A 16,246-nucleotide genomic window follows, 5' to 3' on the forward strand; every position below is an offset into this window, starting at 1 on the left:
TCAGCCGACGTGCACCCAGGGCCTGCGCTCTGGGTCCGGCTCGGCGCGGCGCAGTACCTCGCGGGTGACCGGTGCCGCCTCGCCGTTGCCGAAGACCAGGAACTGCAACAGGTGGCCGATCGGGTTGCCCTCGGTCCAGTTGAAGTAGACGTGCGGCACCTTGCCGGTGCGGTCGCGCAGCGCGAGGAGGACGGCCGCGATGGTGTTGGGCACCGTCGGCCCGTCCGCGCGCAGCCGCCGTACCCCGTGCTTCTCGTCGCCGTGGACGGTGATCTCGGCGGTGAAGTCGGAGGAGTCCCGCACGAACACCTCCAGGAACACCACCGAGGCGCCCTTGGGGAGCCGGGTGTGCAGGCGCTGCTCGCGCTCCTTCTCCCGGTACTCCCGCCTGCTGTGCTCCTGCGGCTCGTTGGCGATCAGCTGGAGCGGACCGTGCTCGGCGGCCTCGTCGATGATGCGCAGCGCGGCCTCGTCGAACACCACGTCGGTGGCGCGGAGTTCGAAGGCGCGGTGCACGCGTGAACCGAACGAGGTCAGCAGGATCAGCACGATGAAGATGGACGCGATCTTGATGCCGTCGGGCCGCTCGATCACGTTGTCGACCAGGGTGTAGGCGAAGACGGCGGTGATCGTGCCGAAGCCGATCGTGGCCGCCCGGTGCCCGCGCCGGTGCACGGACACCGTGGAGGCGAAGGCCGCCGACAGCATCAGCACCAGCACGCCGGTCGCGTACGCCCCGCTCTGCGCGTCCACGCTGGCGTGGAACCACAGGGTGATCAGCACCGCCGCCACCAGGAACACCAGCACCAGCGGGCGTACCGCGCGCGTCCACTCCGGGGCCATGCCGTAGCGGGGGAGGTAACGCGGGACCAGGTTGAGCAGTCCGGCCATCGCGGAGGCGCCCGCGAACCAGAGGATGGTGATGGTCGACAGGTCGTACACCGTGCCGAAGATCCCGCCCAGGTACTGGTGGGCGAGATAGGCGAGGGCGCGTCCGTTGGCCGGGCCGCCGGTCTTGAAGTCCTTCTCCGGGATCAGGATCGTCGTGGCCAGGCTGGACAGCAGCAGCAGGCAGCTCATGATCAGCGCGGCGGTGGTGAGCAGCTTGCGGGCGCCCCGGATGCGGCCCGCGGGGTTCTCGTAGGTGTCCTGGGCGCCGCCCTTGATCTGCGGCATCACCGCCACGCCGGTCTCGAAGCCGGACATGCCGAGCGCGAGCTTGGGGAAGACCAGCAGGGCCACGCCGACCATGGCGAGCGGCGAGGAGTGCTCCGCCGTCATCAGATGCGTCCAGTCCTCGATCCGCACCGGGTGGGTGAGGACCTGGTAGGCGCAGACGGCGAGGACCACCACATTGAGCGCGAGATAGGTGCCGACCAGGACGACGGCGATCCCGATGGCCTCCTGGAACCCCTTCAGGAAGACCGCGCCCAGCAGTCCGATCAGGACCAGGGTGATCCAGACGCCCTCGCCCCGGGTCCAGTGCGGGGCGAAAGGGTTCTCCATGACATGGGCCGCCGCGTCCGCCGAGGACAGCGTGATGGTGATCATGAAGTCGGTGGCGGCGAACCCCAGCAGCACCAGCACCAGGATCTTCCCCGACCACCAGGACAGCAGCCGCTCCAGCATGGCGATCGAGCCCTCGCCGTGCGGGCTCTCCCGCGCCACCCTGCGGTACACCGGGAGCGCGCCGAACAGGGTCAGCGCGATCAGCACCAGGGTGGCCAGCGGGGAGAGGGCACCGGCCGCGAGGGCGGCGATGCCGGGCTGGTAGCCGAGCGTGGAGAAGTAGTCGACGCCGGTCAGGCACATCACCCGCCACCAGCGATGGCCCTCCTGTTCCGGGCGCGGGGTGCGGTGCGGCCCCGGATGCCGGGCGGTCCGCTCGCTCAGCCCCTCCAGCAGCCAGCCACGGCAGCGGGCCCGCACGGAGTCCGGGGCGGGTCCACCGGGGTCCGCGGGCTGCACGGGGACGCTGGTCATACGAGGCTGCCTCCTCACCCACGGCCCGCCGCGCGGACCGCCTGATCGCTGAGCAAATCTGCCCCGCATCCTCCCCCGCACACCGGGGACGGCAGCGCGCGGCGCTCCGTACGGACCTCAGGAGGCCGAGGCGGCGTCCTTCCCGGTGAGCCGGTGATGCTCGCCGCCCGGACCGTCGGCCGGGGCGGTGCGGCCGGGGAGATCGGGCAGGACGGTGGCCAGCCCGGCCAGCGCCAGGACGGCCCCCAGCCAGAGCGGCGCGCGCAGCCCCCAGAAGTCGATCACCACGGCGCCGACGGAGGAGCTGAGGATGATGCCGAGGGTGATGAAGGAGGAGTGCACGGTGTTGACCAGGGGGCCCGCGTTGCCGGTGCGCTGGACGCGGGTCACCATCGCCGGGTTCATGGTGACGCCGACCAGGCCGATGCCCATCATGCAGACGACCGCCGGGGCGGGTACGTCGGCGAAGAGGGCGAAGCCGGTCAGGAACAGGGTGTTGAGGACGAGGCCGACGGCGAGGACCGGGACGGTGTGCCGGTCGGCGAACCGGCCGACGACGTTGTTGCCGATGACGGTGGCGGCGCCGTAGGCGACGAGGAGCAGGGGGACGGTGCCGGTGGAGAAGCCGGTGACGTCGGTGAGGATCGGGTTGAAGTAGCTGAAGGCGGAGAAGGTGGCGCCGATGATCAATGTGCTGCTGGACAGCACCAGCCACATCCTGGGCTTCCTGAAGACGCCGACCTCCTGGCGCAGGCCGCCGCCGCTCTCCGCGCGTGCGACGCGGGGCACGCCGACCAGGGTGGTCCCGGCCGCGACGACGGTGATCAGCGTGATGGCCCAGAACGCGGCACGCCAGCCGAAGCGCTCGCCGACCAGCGTGGAGACGGGCAGGCCGAGCAGGGTGCCGAGCATGAGGCCGTTCAGCACGACGGCGATCGCGCGGCCCCGGATCTCGGGCCGGGTGAGCCGGGCGCACAGTGAGATGCCCACGCCGAAGAACGCCTGGGAGGCGATGCCGGTGATGATCCGCGCGGCCATCATCGTGCCGTAGCCGGTCGCGGTGGCGGCCAGTACGTTGCCGACGAGGAAGACGGCGAACAGCACCATCAGTGCCGTACGCGGGGGGAACCTCATCAGGGCGACGGTCAGGAACGGACCGCCGGCGGCCATGGCCGCCGCGAAGGCGGTGATGAGGTAGCCGATCTGAGGGACGGTCGCGTCCAGTCCTTCGGCCATCTGCGGCATCAGCCCGGCGACCACGAACTCACTGGTCACCATGGCGAAGATGCCGAGCGCCAGGACGTATACGGCACGAGGCACGGATGGGTCTCCTTCACGATCGGTTATGTATTGAACGGTCCAAAACTCGGGCATGCGTGGACGCGGCCCCTCGACGGCGTACGCCGTCAGCCGGTGAGCGCGTCCATGGCGATGTCGGCGATCGACTCCAGTGCGGCCCGGTCGGCACCGCCTTGACTGGAGATGCGCATGCCGCCGATCGCCGCGTTGACGAAGCGGGCGAGCGCTCCGGCGTCGCGGGAGGAGGTGATGCCGCCCTCCCGCTGCCCCTGCTGGAGCACCGCGCGCAGTACCGCCAGTCGGCGCCGGGTGTCGCGGTCCAGGATCTCCGCCGCTCGCGGGTCCCGGGCGACCAGCTCGACCGTGGTGTTCACGGTCAGGCAGCCGAGCCCGCGCCCGCCCGTCCGGTGGGCGGTCTCCGTCTCGCCGTCGACGACCATGGCGAACAGGGTGCGCAGCCGGTCGGCGACGCCGTGCCGGGTGTCCTCCAAGACGGCCAGCTGGGCGGTCGTCATGGAGTCGACGTAGAGGACGAGCGCGCGCTCGAAGAGGTCGTGCTTGCTCTTGAACGTGTTGTAGATGCTGCTGCGCCCCAGTCCCGTGGCGTCGCACAGGTCCTGTGTGGAGGTGGCCTCGTAGCCCTTCTCCCAGAACGTGCGCATCGCCGCGTCCAGAGCGCCTTCCTCGTCGAACGTCCTCGGTCGGGCCATGGTGCGACCATAGTTGTTTTGGATCGCCCGTTGCAATACTTCTCGGGATGCTCGCGCCCTGGAATAGGCTGGCCGGATGCAGGACGAGTACCGCACAGTGGCCCGCGCGGGTGTGCACGAGACCGAGATCAACCGCTCCCGCTTCCTGTGCGCGCTCGCCCCGGCCGCCACCGAGCGGGAGGCGCAGGAGTTCATCGCCGGGGTCCGCAAGGAGCACGCGGACGCCACGCACAACTGCTGGGCGTACGTCATCGGCGCCGACGCCTCCACCCAGAAGGCCAGCGACGACGGCGAGCCCGGCGGCACCGCCGGGGTGCCCATGCTCCAGATGCTGCTGCGCCGCGACATGCGGTACGTCGTCGCCGTCGTCACCCGGTACTACGGCGGGGTGAAACTCGGCGCGGGCGGGCTGATCCGCGCCTACGGCGGCTCGGTCGGCGAGGCGCTGGACGCCGTCGGCACCCGCACCCGGCGCCGCTACCGGCTGGCCACGGTGACCGTCGACCACCAGCGGGCGGGCAAGGTGCAGAACGACCTGCGTGCCACCGGCCGCGAGGTCCGCGACGTCCGCTACGGCGAGGCCGTCGCCATCGACATCGCCCTCCCGGACGCCGACGTCGACACCTTCCGCGGCTGGCTGGCGGACGCCACGGCGGGGTCGGCGGGGCTGGAGCTGGGCGGCGAGGCGTACGGGGACGCCTGACGTTCGGAGCCCAGGAAAGCGGGGTCAATCGGGCATAACGCCCAAATCCGAAGCGACCGGGGCGCGTTGTCCGACCCTCCCGTTAGTCTCGGGGTCCATGAGACTCCTGCACACCTCCGACTGGCATCTCGGCCGGGCCTTCCACCGGGTGAACATGCTCGGTGCCCAGACCGAGTTCATCGGCCACCTCGTCGCCACCGTGCGCGAGAAGGCCGTGGACGCCGTCGTGGTGTCGGGAGACGTGTACGACCGCGCGGTGCCCCCGCTGGCCGCGGTCGAGCTGTTCGACGACGCCCTGCACCGGCTCGCCGAGCTGGGCGTGCCCACCGTGATGATCTCCGGCAACCACGACTCGGCCCGCCGCCTCGGCGTCGGCGCCGGACTCATCGACCGCGCGGGCATCCACCTGCGCACCGACCCGGCCGCCGTCGGCACCCCGGTCGTCCTCACCGACGATCACGGCGACGTCGCCTTCTACGGCCTGCCCTACCTCGAACCCGCCCTGGTCAAGGACGAGTTCGCCGTGTCGAAGGCCGGGCACGAGGCCGTGCTCGCCGCCGCCATGGACCGCGTCCGGGCCGACCTCGCCGCCCGCGCCCCCGGCACCCGCTCCGTCGTCCTCGCCCACGCCTTCGTCACCGGCGGCGAGGCCAGCGACAGCGAACGGGACATCACCGTCGGCGGAGTCGCCGCTGTACCCGCCGGGGTCTTCGACGGCGTTGACTACACCGCCCTCGGCCATCTGCACGGCTGCCAGCGGATCAGTGACCGCGTCCGCTACTCCGGCTCCCCGCTCGCCTACTCCTTCTCCGAGACCGACCACCGCAAGAGCATGTGGCTCGTCGACCTGGACGCCGAAGGCGCCGTCACCGCCGAGCGCCTCGACTGCCCGGTGCCGCGCCCGCTGGCCCGCGTCCGGGGCGCCCTGGAGGAGCTCCTCGAAGACCCCGCGCTGAGCCGCCACGAGGACGCCTGGGTCGAGGCCACCCTCACCGACGCCGTCCGTCCCGCCGACCCCATGGCGCGGATCGCCGCCCGCTTCCCGCACACCCTCAGCCTCGTCTTCGCCCCCGACCGCGCCCCGGACGACCCCGCCGTGTCCTACGCCCGGCGCCTCGCGGGCCGCAGCGACCAGCAGATCGCGGAGGACTTCGTCGCCCATGTGCGCGGCGCCGCCCCCGACGACCGGGAGACCGAGGTGCTGCGCGACGCCTTCGACGCCGTGCGCGCCGACGACGTGGTCCGGGAGGTCGCCCGATGAGGCTGCACCGGCTCGACATCACCGCCTTCGGCCCCTTCGGCGGCGCCCAGAGCGTCGACTTCGACGCGCTCTCCGCCGCCGGACTCTTCCTGCTGCACGGCCCGACCGGCGCAGGGAAGACCTCCGTCCTCGACGCCGTCTGCTACGCCCTCTACGGCTCCGTCCCCGGCGCCCGCCAGGCCGGCCAGGGCACCCACCTGCGCAGCGACCACGCCGAACCGGGCACCCGCACCGAGGTCCGGCTCGAACTCACCGTCGCCGGACGGCGGCTGGAGATCACCCGGCAGCCCCCGTGGGAGCGCCCCAAGAAGGGCAAGCGTCAGGGCACTACCGTCGACAAGGCCCAGACCTGGCTGCGCGAGTACGACGCCGTGCGCGGCACCTGGAAGGACCTCAGCCGCTCGCACAACGAGATCGGCGAGGAGATCACCCAGCTCCTCGGCATGAGCCGTGAGCAGTTCTGCCAGGTCGTCCTGCTGCCCCAGGGCGACTTCGCCCGCTTCCTGCGCGCCGACGCCGAGGCACGCGGCAAGCTCCTCGGCCGCCTCTTCGACACCCGGCGCTTCGCCGACGTGGAGAAGCGGCTCACGGAGCGCAGGCGGGCCACCGAGGCACGGGTGCGCGAGGGCGACACCGCCCTGCTCGCCGACGCCCACCGCATGCAGCAGGCTGCCGGTGACGCCATGGAGCTGCCCGACCTCGCGCCCGGCGATCCGGGGCTCGCCGTCGCCGTCCTCGCGGCCGCCGCCGTCGCCCGCAGCACCGCCCGCGAACGCCTCACCGTCGCCCACTGCGGGCTCACCGCCACCGAGTCCGCCCACACCCGCGCCCAGGCGGAGCTGGCCGACGCCCGCGAACTCGCCCGGCTCCAGCACCGGTTCACCGAGGCCCAGGACCGCGCCGCACGCCTCGCGGAGCGCGCGGGGGAGTACGAGGAGACGCGGGCCCGCATGGAGCGCGGCCGCAAGGCCGAGACCGTGGCACCCGCGCTGGAGCTGCGCGAGGACGCCGAGCACGCGCACCGGCGGGCCGCCCTCGCCGAGGCGAACGCCCGCCGCGCGCTGCCCGAGGACCAGGCCGACTCCGGCGCCCCCGGCCTCACCGCCGCCGCCCGCCGCGCCACCGAGGAACTGGGCTCCCTCACCTCCGCCCGCCGCGCCGAGCACCGGCTCACCGAGCTGCTCGCCGAGCGCGACGGACTCGACCGGGAGGAACGCGCGGACGAGCACGCCCTGCGTGAGGCGGACGCCTGGCTCGACGGCTGGGAGCCCGCCCGCGCGGCCCTCCAGACCCGTATCGAGTCCGCCCAGGAGGCCGCCGCCCGCGCGGAGTCCCTCGCCGTCCGCCGCGACCCCGCCCGACGGCGGCTCGACGCGGCCCGCCGCCGCGACCAGCTGACCTCGGACGTCACGGCCGCCGAACGCCGGGCCCTCGACTCCGGGCAGCGCGCGCAGCAGCTGCGCGAGGACTGGCTCGACCTCAAGGAACAGCGCCTCACCGGTATCGCCGCCGAGCTGGCCGCCCACCTCACCGACGGCGCCCCCTGCGCCGTCTGCGGAGCCACCGAGCACCCCGCCCCGGCCCGCAAGGACGCCGGACACGTGGACCGGGACACCGAGCAGCACGCCTTCGACGAGCATCAGAAGGCTCAGCGGCAGCATGACGAACACCAGCAGCACCACACGGTGCTGCGAGCCGACCTGAAAGCCGTCACCGCCGAAGTCGGGGGCACTCCTGTCGCCCGCATCGCGGAAGAAGTCACCGAGCTGGAGCGGGAGTTCGAGCAGGCCCGGCAGGACGCCTCCGTCCTGCACGCGGCGCGCGAAGAGTTGCGCCGGGCCGAGACGGAGCGCGAGCAGCGGCTCCAGTCCCGCCAGCAGTCCGCCGTGCGGGCCGCCGCCCGGCTCACCCGGCGTGACACCCTCGACCGCGAACAGGCCACCCTCGAAGCCGAGTTGACCCGTGCGTGCGGCACCGCCGACAGCGTCGCCGCCCGCGCCGCCCAACTGGAGCGCCTCGCGGCCGTGCTCACCGAGGCCGCCGACGCCGCCCGTACGGCAGAGGAGGCCGCCGTACGCCTGAAGGACGCCGACGCCCGCCTCTCCGACGCCGCCTACCGCGCGGGCTTCGACACCCCGGCCGCGGCGGCCGGCGCCCTGCTGGACTCCGCCACCCATCGCGCCCTCCAACACCGGCTGGACGAACGCCAGTCGGAGGAGTCCGCCGTACGCGCCGTGCTGGCCGAGCCCGAGACGGTGGCGGCCTCCCGGCAGGCCCCCGCCGACCTCGCCGGGGCGGCGGAGCGGGCCGCGGGGGCCGAGCGGCGGCTGCGGGAAGCCGCCTCCACCCGTGACGAGGCCGCCCGTCGCACCACCGAGCTGGACCGGCTCTCCGCCCGCGCCGAGGACGGCGCCCGGCGCCTCGCCCCGCTGCGCGAGGAGTACGACCGGGTCGCCCGGCTCGCCGCCCTCGCGGCGGGCACCAGCGCCGACAACGAGCGCCGGATGCGCCTGGAGTCGTACGTCCTCGCCGCCCGCCTGGAGCAGGTCGCCGCCGCCGCGACCGCGCGCCTCAGGCTGATGTCCGCCGGGCGCTACACCCTCGTCCACTCCGACGACCGTAGCGGACGCGGGCGCAGCGGGCTCGGGCTGCATGTCGTGGACGCGTGGACCGGCCGGGAGCGGGACACCGCCACCCTGTCCGGCGGCGAGACCTTCTTCGCCTCGCTCGCGCTCGCCCTCGGCCTCGCCGACGTGGTCACCGACGAGGCGGGCGGGGTCCGGCTCGACACTCTCTTCATCGACGAGGGCTTCGGCAGCCTGGACGACCAGACGCTGGACGAGGTCCTCGACGTGCTGGACTCGCTGCGCGAACGGGACCGCAGCGTGGGCATCGTCAGCCACGTCGGGGACCTGCGCCGCCGCATCCACGCCCAGCTGGAGGTCGTCAAGGACCGCACCGGGTCGTCGCTGCGCAGGCGCGGTACCTGAGCGGTCAGGGCCGCAACCCGTCGATGGCGAGCGGCAGATGGCGCGGCCCGCGCAGCACCGCGTTCGGCCGGTACGGCGGCGGGTCCGCCACCAGCCGCGGGTTCTCCAGCCGCCGCGCCAGCTCGGCCAGCGCGATCTGCGTCTCCAGCCGGGCCAGCGGTGCGCCGAAGCAGCTGTGGATGCCGCTGCCGAAGCCGAGGTGCTGGAGGTCGTCCCGGTCGGGGTCGAAGCGGTCGGGGTTCTTGAAGCGCTCCGGGTCCCGGTTGCCCGCCGCCAGCATCAGCCAGATCCGCGCGCCCTTGGGGATCGTCACCCCGCGCACCTCGATGTCGGTGATGCAGGTGCGCTGCGGCACGAGCTGCACCGGAGGCTCGTAACGCAGCAGCTCCTCCACGATGTTCACCGCCAGCTCCGGGTCCTCGCGCAGCCGCTGGAGGTACTCGGGGTGCCGCAGCAGGGTGAGCACGCCGTTGGTGATCAGGTTGACGGTGGTCTCGTGACCGGCGATCAGCAGCAGGACGGCCGTGCTGAGCACCTCCATCATGGTCATGGAGCCGTCCGGCCCCTTCCCGGCGGCCAGGTCGGACAGCATGTCGTCGCGCGGGTCCTTGGCCCGCTCCTCCACCAGCCCGGCCAGGTACATGCCGAGCTGGGTCCGCGCCTCCTGTGCCGTCTTCACGAACTCCGGGTCCGCGCCCTGCCGGGTCTCCGGGTCGAGGCTCGCCACCAGCGGGTCCACCCAGGACCGGAACCGGGGCTCGTCCTCGCGCGGCACCCCGAGCAGCCTGCAGATCACCGTCACCGGGAACGGGTAGGCGAACTGGTCCACGAGGTCGATCTCGGTCTCGCCCGCGAGCCCGTCGATCAACTCGGTCACGATCCCGTGCAGCTCACCCCGCATGTCGTCGATCCGGCGCGGCTCGTGCGGCGGACCGAACGCGCTGTTGGCGATGCGCCGCAGCCGGTCGTGCTCGGGCGGGTCCAGCCGGATGAACGACGGCGGCAGCCCGGTGTTCTCCGCCTGGTTCAGCTCGTCGGCGCCCGCCGCCGCCAGGTTCGCCGCGTCCGAGCTGATCCGGGGGTCGTGCAGCAGGCTCTCGATGTCCCAGTACGAGGAGATGACGTACGGGCCGTCGTCCTCCTCGTGCAGCACCGGGGTGCGGCGCAGCTCGGTGTAGAGCGGGTAGGGGTCGGCGCGGTTGGCGAAGTCGGTGATCCGGGCCACCAGCGAGGGTTCGGTCATGACAGGTCCTTGGAGCGTCGGGGGCGCCCACCGGAGGGGACGGGGGCCGGACGGCGGTCAGTGGTGGCCGGGGGTGAAGACCAGACGGCGGTCGGCCGGTGAGTAGCCGGTGAGGGTCACGGTCGGCCCGTGCGTCGGCAGGGCCGGGTCGGGGAAGTCCGCCGCGACCGGCCGACGCCCCTCCGGACGCCGGTCCATCGTGGGGTACTCCACCGGGAACGGCGCGCCCTGCTCGATCTGCCGCTGGCAGTACTCCAGCCAGCGCGCGTTGTCGAAGGTCACGGCGGCCACGATCCGGCCCTGGTACCCGTACACCCCGACGAACCGGCGCTCGGCCGTGGACCCCTGGATGATCATCAGCTCCTCGCCCATGGGCGGCACGCCCACCGACTTGATGTTCACCCCGAACTGCGAGGACCAGAAGGCGGGCATCCACATGTGCGGGCGCCGGTCCGAGGCGGGGCAGATCATGTTGTGTGCGGCCGTCTCCGCCTGCGCGACCGCGTTGCCCCAGTGCTCCAGCGACAGGAACTGGTAGCCGAACAGCGCGTGCGGGGACCGGGCCACGTCCCCGGCGACGAACACGTCGTCGGTGACGATCCCCCGGAAGTCGAACGCCCGGCAGCCCGCGTCGCTCGCGATGCCGCGCGGCCCTGCGCCGAGCCCCGAGCCGGTCAGCCACTCGGTGTTGCGCAGCGACCCCAGCGAGACCACCACCACGTCCGCCTCGACCACGCTCTCGTCGGACAGGTGCACCGACCGCACCCGGCCCATCGGGTCGCCCTCCAGCGCGGTCACCGTGACATGGGTGCGCAGGTCGACGCCGTTCTCCAGCTGCAGGTCGGCGGCGACCGCCCCGATCACCCCGCCGAGCGCGCCCACCAGCGGGGCCCCCGCGCGCTCCGCGACGGTGACCTCCAGGCCCATCTCCCGGCAGGCGGAGGCCACTTCCGACCCGGCGAACCCGGCGCCGATCACCACCACCCGCTTCGCCCCGGCCCGCAGCCGCTCGGTGAGGGCGACCGCGTCGTCACGGGTGCGCAGCACGAAGACGCCGTCCAGCTCGGCCTCCTCCGCCACCGGCCAGGGCCGGGCGCGCACCCCGGTGGCGATCAGCAGCCGGTCGTACTCCACCTCCTCGCCGTCGGCCAGCAGCACCCGCTTGCCCGTCAGATCCAGCCCGGCCGCCGGGACGCCGAGCCGCCACTCGGCGTCCAGATGCCTGCGCCGGGGCAGCTCGGTGTGGGCCGGCGACGCCTTGCCCAGCAGCACCGACTTGGACAGCGGCGGCCGGTCGTACGGCTCGTACTGTTCGTCGCCGATCAGGGTGAGGGAGCCGGTGAAGCCCTCCTCGCGGAGCGTCTCGGCGGCCCGCAGCCCGGCCAGCGAGGCGCCGACGATCACGATCCGGCCCTCGCGGCGGAGCCGGTCCACGTAGTCAGCGGCCATCGCGCGGCTCCCAGGGGGCACCGGAGAACACCTGCACGGGCTCGACGGGAGCGCCCTCGTGCAGGCCCTCCACCGTGATCGCCTGCACCGGGCAGGCGGCGGCCGCGCGGGCGACCGCGTCCCGGTCCTCCTCGGCGGCGAGCGGGTTGTAGAGCAGCGCCTCCTCGCCGTGCATGGTGAACACGTCGGGGGCGAGGAACGCGCACTGGGCGTATCCCTGGCACTTGTTGAGATCGACGACGATCCGCATCGACGCTGCGCCCTTTCCGGTGGCCTGGTCCGGTCGTCCCCCGACCGCAAGCATCCGCGCGCCGGGACGCGGTCCGCGCGCCGGGACACGCCGATCGGGTGAGCCGCTCAGGTCAGGGTGACCCGCCGCCGACGCCCGCTGACCAGCAGGATGTGCACGCTCAGCAGCAGCGACCAGGCGGGGAAGACCAGTTCCGCCCAGGGCACGTTGGAGGAGACGAAGAGCAGCAGCAGCGCGGTCACCGCACCCACCGCCGTCAGCCAGCGCGGCAGCACGCCCATCCGCTTGCCGATCACCGACATCGACGACACGAAGACCGCCGCCATCCGCATCGCGTAGTCCGTCATCAGCGTGTAGGCGAAATGGCGGCCGAAGTCCCAGGCGGCGAGCGACGGGGTGCTGCCCGCGGGGTGCGCCACGGCCAGCACCGCCGACGCCGAGGCGGCCGCGCCGAACAGCATCGCGGTGAAGACCAGCCCGCTGCCCAGCAGCACGGTCGCCAGGAACCGGTCCTCCACATCGCCCACATGCGCGCGCACCGCGCCCAGGAACCACAGGAAGAAGATCCCGGCGAACGGGATCAGCGCCAGCGCCGTGCGCACCGCGTCCCGCCGCGCGGAGTCGGTGAACCCTCCCGCGCCGACCGCGTCGGCCCCCTCGGGGATGCCGAGCCGCATCAGGACGATCGTCGCCGCCAGCAGCAGCGCGAACACCACCCCGGCGAGACCGGCCGCCCGAGGCGTCTCGAGCGCCCGCTGACCCGGCCTGTTGCGCTGCATGAGCGGCCCACCTCCATCGAGCGACGGCCCCCGCACCAGCAAGCAGCCGGTACGGGGGCCACGCCACCCGGAGAGAGCCGTACGGCCGAGTCAGAGCCGGGACAGCTCGTCCAGCAGGTCGTCCAGGCCCAGCGAGCCCTGGGACAGCGCCGCCATGTGCCATGCCTTCAGGTCGAAGGTGTCGCCCTGCCGTTCCCGCGCCCGCTCCCGGCCCAGCAGCCAGGCCCGCTCGCCCAGCTTGTAGCCGATCGCCTGTCCCGGCATCGTCAGATAGCGGGTCAGCTCGCTCACCACGAAGTCCGCCGGACGGCTGCTGTGCGCGCGGAAGAACTCCTCCGCCAGCTCCGGCGTCCACCGCTCACCGGGGTGGAACGGCGAGTCCGCCGGGATCTCCAGCTCCAGGTGCATGCCGATGTCGATGATCACCCGGACCGCGCGCATCATCTGCGCGTCCAGATAGCCGAGCCGCTCCTCCGCGTCGGTGAGATAGCCCAGCTCGTCCATCAGCCGCTCCGCGTACAGCGCCCAGCCCTCGGCGTTGGCGCTGACCATGCCCACCGTGGCCTGGTAGCGGGACAGGTTCTCCGCGACGTGCGCCCACTGCGCGAGCTGGAGGTGATGCCCGGGCACGCCCTCGTGGTACCAGGTGGACACCAGGTCGTACACCGGGAACCGGGTCGCGCCCATCGTCGGCAGCCAGGTCCGGCCCGGCCGGGAGAAGTCCTCCGAGGGGCCGGTGTAGTACGGGGCCGCCGCGCCGCCCGGCGGGGCGATACGGGACTCCACCCGCCGTACCCGCTCGGCGAGTTCGAAGTGCGTGCCGTCCAGGTCCGCGATGGCCCGGTCCATCAGGCCCTGCAGCCACTCCCGGACCTCGTCCACGCCGTCGATGTGCCGCCCGTGCTCGTCCAGGTGCGCCAGCGCCACCCACGGCGTCTCGGCGCCCGGCAGCACCTTCTCCGCCTCCTTCTCCATCTCGCCGAGCAGCCGGTGGAACTCCGCCCAGCCGTAGGCGTACGCCTCGTCCAGGTCCAGGTCGGTGCCGTTGAAGTAGCGGGCGCCGCGTGCGTACCGCTCGCGGCCCACCGTGTTCGGGGCGTCCGCGACGGCCGGGGCGTACACGTCCCGCATCCAGTCGCGCAGGGCGGCCACCGACGCGGTCGCCGCGCGGGCCGCGTCGTCCAGCTCCGCGCGCAGCGCGTCGGGACCGGCCGCGGCGAAGTCCTCGAACCAGCCACGACCCTCGCCGGTGTCCGCCCACTCGGTGAGCTGCTCGACGAAGGTGGCCGTCGGCCGGGGCGCCGCGTGCAGGCCGCGCTCCAGACCGAGGGCGAGGGAGGCGCGGTAGCCCTCGTAGGCGGCCGGGACCGCGCGCAGCCGCTCGGCGATCGCCGCCCAGTCCTCCTCCGTCTCCTGCGGGGTCACCGAGAAGATGTCCCGCACGAAGTGGCCCGGCGTGTGCATGTTGCCGACCGCGCGCAGCTGTTCGTCCGCGTCGTGCACGGCCAGCTCGGCGGTCAGCCGCTCGCGCAGCAGCCGCCCGCAGCGGCGCTCGGCGTCACTGTCCGCGCCGGGCAGCCGCTCGGCCTCGTCCAGCCGGGCGAGCGTCGAACGTGCCAGGTCGGCCAGCGCGTCCTGGCCCGCGGGGGAGTAGTCGGGCAACCGGCTGGAACTCTCCCGCACACCGAGGTACGTACCGGTGACCGGGTCGAGGGCGATGAGGTCGTCCACATAGGCGTCGGCGACCTGACGGGGCAGCAAGCTCTTGGTGTCGGACATGGCGCCCATCCTGGTACCGGAGCCGCGTCCGCGTCACCCGTGCACCGGTGTTTTCAGCTCTCGGCATGACCGGGCGGCAGCAGCGGCCCGCACTCCCACTGCTGGAAGATCAACCGGGTCTCGACCCGCGCCACTTCACGTCGCGAGGTGAACTCGTCCAGCACCAGCCGCTGGAGGTCGGCCATGTCGGCGACCGCCACATGCACCAGATAGTCGTCCGGGCCGGTCAGATGGAACACCGTCCGCGCCTCCGGCAACGCCCGCACCCGCTCCACGAACGGACCCACCAACTCCCGCCGGTGCGGCCTGACCTGCACCGACAGCAGCGCCTGCAATCCCCGGCCCAGCTTCGCCGGGTCCAGCCGGAGCTGATGGCCGAGGATCACGCCCGACCGGCGCAGCCGGGCCACCCGGTCCAGACAGGTCGACGGCGCCACCCCCACCCGCGCGGCGAGGTCGCGGTACGTGGTCCGGGCGTCGTTCTGCAGCAGCCGGAGCAGCTGCAGATCCACCGGGTCCAGTACGACGGAGGCGTCCATCGGCCGAACGTAACACGGGTGTTCGCCCCCTGAACCCGTCCGGTGTTCACCCTTCGGTCATGGAATCAGCGAGCAACGGCGCCGCCGACACCGTACGCAGGGCACTGGCCACCGAGGCCGTGCACGCCGGACGGGAGGACCTGACCGCACAGGGCCTGCACACCCCGCCCATCGACCTGTCCACCACCTACCCCTCCCACGACAGCAGGGAGGAGGCCGCCCGCATCGACGCCTTCGCGGCCGAGGGCATCCTCCCCGCGGGACAGCCCGTCTACGCCCGGCTCGGCAACCCGACCGTGGCCCGCTTCGAGACCGGACTCGCCCGCCTCGAAGGCACCGAGTCCGCCGTCGCTTTCGCCAGTGGCATGGCCGCCCTCAGCGCGGTGCTGCTCGCCCGCTCGGCGGCCGGACTGCGCCACGTCGTCGCGGTCCGCCCGCTGTACGGCTGCAGCGACCACCTGCTGACCGCCGGGCTGCTCGGCACCGAGGTCACCTGGACCGACCCGGCCGGGATCACGGACGCGCTGCGCCCCGACACCGGTCTCGTCCTGGTCGAGTCCCCGGCCAACCCCACCCTCGCCGAGGTCGACATCAGGGCCGTCGCCCACTCCTGCGGGACCGTGCCGCTGCTCGTCGACAACACCTTCGCCACGCCCGTACTGCAGCGTCCCGCCGAGCAGGGCGCCCGGCTGGTGCTGCACAGCGCCACCAAGTACCTCGGCGGTCACGGCGATGTGATGGCGGGCGTGGTGGCCTGCGACGAGGAGTTCGCCGGACAGCTGCGGCAGGTGCGGTTCGCCACCGGCGGGGTGCTGCATCCGCTGGCCGGGTATCTGCTGCTGCGCGGCCTCGCCACGCTGCCGGTCCGGGTCCGCGCGGCCTCCGCGACCGCCGCCGAACTGGCCCGCAGGCTCGCCGATGACCCGCGCGTGGCCCGCGTCCACTACCCGAGGCTGGGGGGCGCCATGGTCGCGTTCGAGGTGCACGGCGACCCGCACGAGGTGATCGCCCGCGTCCGGCTGATCACCCCGGCCGTCAGCCTGGGCAGCGTCGACACCCTCATCCAGCACCCGGCGTCCATCAGCCACCGCATCGTGGACTCCGCCGACCGGCACGACGCCGGGGTCGGCGACCGACTGCTGCGGCTCTCGGTCGGCCTGGAGGACACCGAGGACCTGTGGGCGGACCTCTCCGGCGCGCTGGGGGAGCAGGTCCCGGCGCCGGTACCGCTCTACGAGGCCGTCAACTGAGCTGATTGTGG

13 protein-coding genes are annotated in these 16,246 nt (G+C 73.1%); 4 read left to right on the forward strand and 9 right to left on the reverse strand.

Features of this window, described 5'->3' with window-relative positions:
• From ACIPPM_RS18105 to ACIPPM_RS18115, 3 genes are all read right to left on the reverse strand, one after another.
• The gene (locus ACIPPM_RS18105; RefSeq protein ID WP_401448661.1) at positions 1 to 1,983 is read right to left on the reverse strand and encodes an amino acid transporter; all 1,983 of its coding nucleotides are present in this window, start codon (positions 1,981 to 1,983) and stop codon (positions 1 to 3) included.
• A gap of 117 nt (positions 1,984 to 2,100) precedes the next feature.
• Positions 2,101 to 3,303, reverse strand: coding sequence for an MFS transporter (locus ACIPPM_RS18110; protein WP_401448664.1), 1,203 nt, complete (start codon positions 3,301 to 3,303; stop codon positions 2,101 to 2,103).
• Between the two features lie 86 nt (positions 3,304 to 3,389).
• Positions 3,390 to 3,992, reverse strand: coding sequence for a TetR/AcrR family transcriptional regulator (locus ACIPPM_RS18115; protein WP_401448667.1), 603 nt, complete (start codon positions 3,990 to 3,992; stop codon positions 3,390 to 3,392).
• 76 nt (positions 3,993 to 4,068) lie between these two features.
• Here ACIPPM_RS18115 and ACIPPM_RS18120 point away from each other — a divergent pair, with 76 nt between their 5' ends.
• The 3 genes from ACIPPM_RS18120 (at position 4,069) to ACIPPM_RS18130 (ending at position 8,946) form a co-directional block, all read left to right on the forward strand.
• Positions 4,069 to 4,695 (forward strand): YigZ family protein, encoded by a 627-nt coding sequence (locus ACIPPM_RS18120; RefSeq protein ID WP_086694667.1) that lies wholly within the window; start codon positions 4,069 to 4,071, stop codon positions 4,693 to 4,695.
• A gap of 97 nt (positions 4,696 to 4,792) precedes the next feature.
• Entirely contained in the window at positions 4,793 to 5,956 is a 1,164-nt protein-coding gene (locus ACIPPM_RS18125; protein ID WP_401448669.1) for an exonuclease SbcCD subunit D, read from the forward strand.
• The gene (locus tag ACIPPM_RS18130; RefSeq protein ID WP_401448671.1) at positions 5,953 to 8,946 is read left to right on the forward strand and encodes an AAA family ATPase; all 2,994 of its coding nucleotides are present in this window, start codon (positions 5,953 to 5,955) and stop codon (positions 8,944 to 8,946) included. Before ACIPPM_RS18125 ends, ACIPPM_RS18130 begins: the two co-directional genes overlap by 4 nt.
• Before the next feature lie 4 nt (positions 8,947 to 8,950).
• Here the strand turns inward: ACIPPM_RS18130 and ACIPPM_RS18135 are convergent, their stop codons facing one another.
• From ACIPPM_RS18135 to ACIPPM_RS18160, 6 genes are all read right to left on the reverse strand, one after another.
• Positions 8,951 to 10,189 (reverse strand): cytochrome P450, encoded by a 1,239-nt coding sequence (locus ACIPPM_RS18135; RefSeq protein ID WP_401448673.1) that lies wholly within the window; start codon positions 10,187 to 10,189, stop codon positions 8,951 to 8,953.
• Between the two features lie 57 nt (positions 10,190 to 10,246).
• On the reverse strand, positions 10,247 to 11,638 hold the full coding sequence (locus ACIPPM_RS18140) for an NAD(P)/FAD-dependent oxidoreductase (protein ID WP_401448676.1): 1,392 nt from the start codon (positions 11,636 to 11,638) through the stop codon (positions 10,247 to 10,249).
• Complete coding sequence (locus ACIPPM_RS18145; protein WP_401448678.1) at positions 11,628 to 11,888, reverse strand: ferredoxin; 261 nt, start codon at positions 11,886 to 11,888, stop codon at positions 11,628 to 11,630. The genes ACIPPM_RS18140 and ACIPPM_RS18145 overlap by 11 nt, the downstream gene beginning before the upstream one ends.
• A gap of 107 nt (positions 11,889 to 11,995) precedes the next feature.
• A complete protein-coding gene (locus ACIPPM_RS18150; protein ID WP_401448680.1) occupies positions 11,996 to 12,667 on the reverse strand; it encodes a hypothetical protein in 672 nt (223 codons plus the stop codon).
• Between the two features lie 90 nt (positions 12,668 to 12,757).
• Positions 12,758 to 14,446 (reverse strand): DUF885 domain-containing protein, encoded by a 1,689-nt coding sequence (locus tag ACIPPM_RS18155; protein WP_401448683.1) that lies wholly within the window; start codon positions 14,444 to 14,446, stop codon positions 12,758 to 12,760.
• A gap of 53 nt (positions 14,447 to 14,499) precedes the next feature.
• A complete protein-coding gene (locus tag ACIPPM_RS18160) occupies positions 14,500 to 14,985 on the reverse strand; it encodes an Lrp/AsnC family transcriptional regulator (protein WP_031181928.1) in 486 nt (161 codons plus the stop codon).
• A gap of 59 nt (positions 14,986 to 15,044) precedes the next feature.
• Between ACIPPM_RS18160 and ACIPPM_RS18165 the strand changes: the two genes are divergently transcribed.
• Complete coding sequence (locus ACIPPM_RS18165) at positions 15,045 to 16,235, forward strand: trans-sulfuration enzyme family protein (protein ID WP_401448685.1); 1,191 nt, start codon at positions 15,045 to 15,047, stop codon at positions 16,233 to 16,235.
• Positions 16,236 to 16,246: the final 11 nt, after the last annotated feature.

This window comes from Streptomyces sp. NPDC090119, assembly GCF_044747085.1.
Taxonomy (GTDB): Bacteria; Actinomycetota; Actinomycetes; order Streptomycetales; family Streptomycetaceae; genus Streptomyces.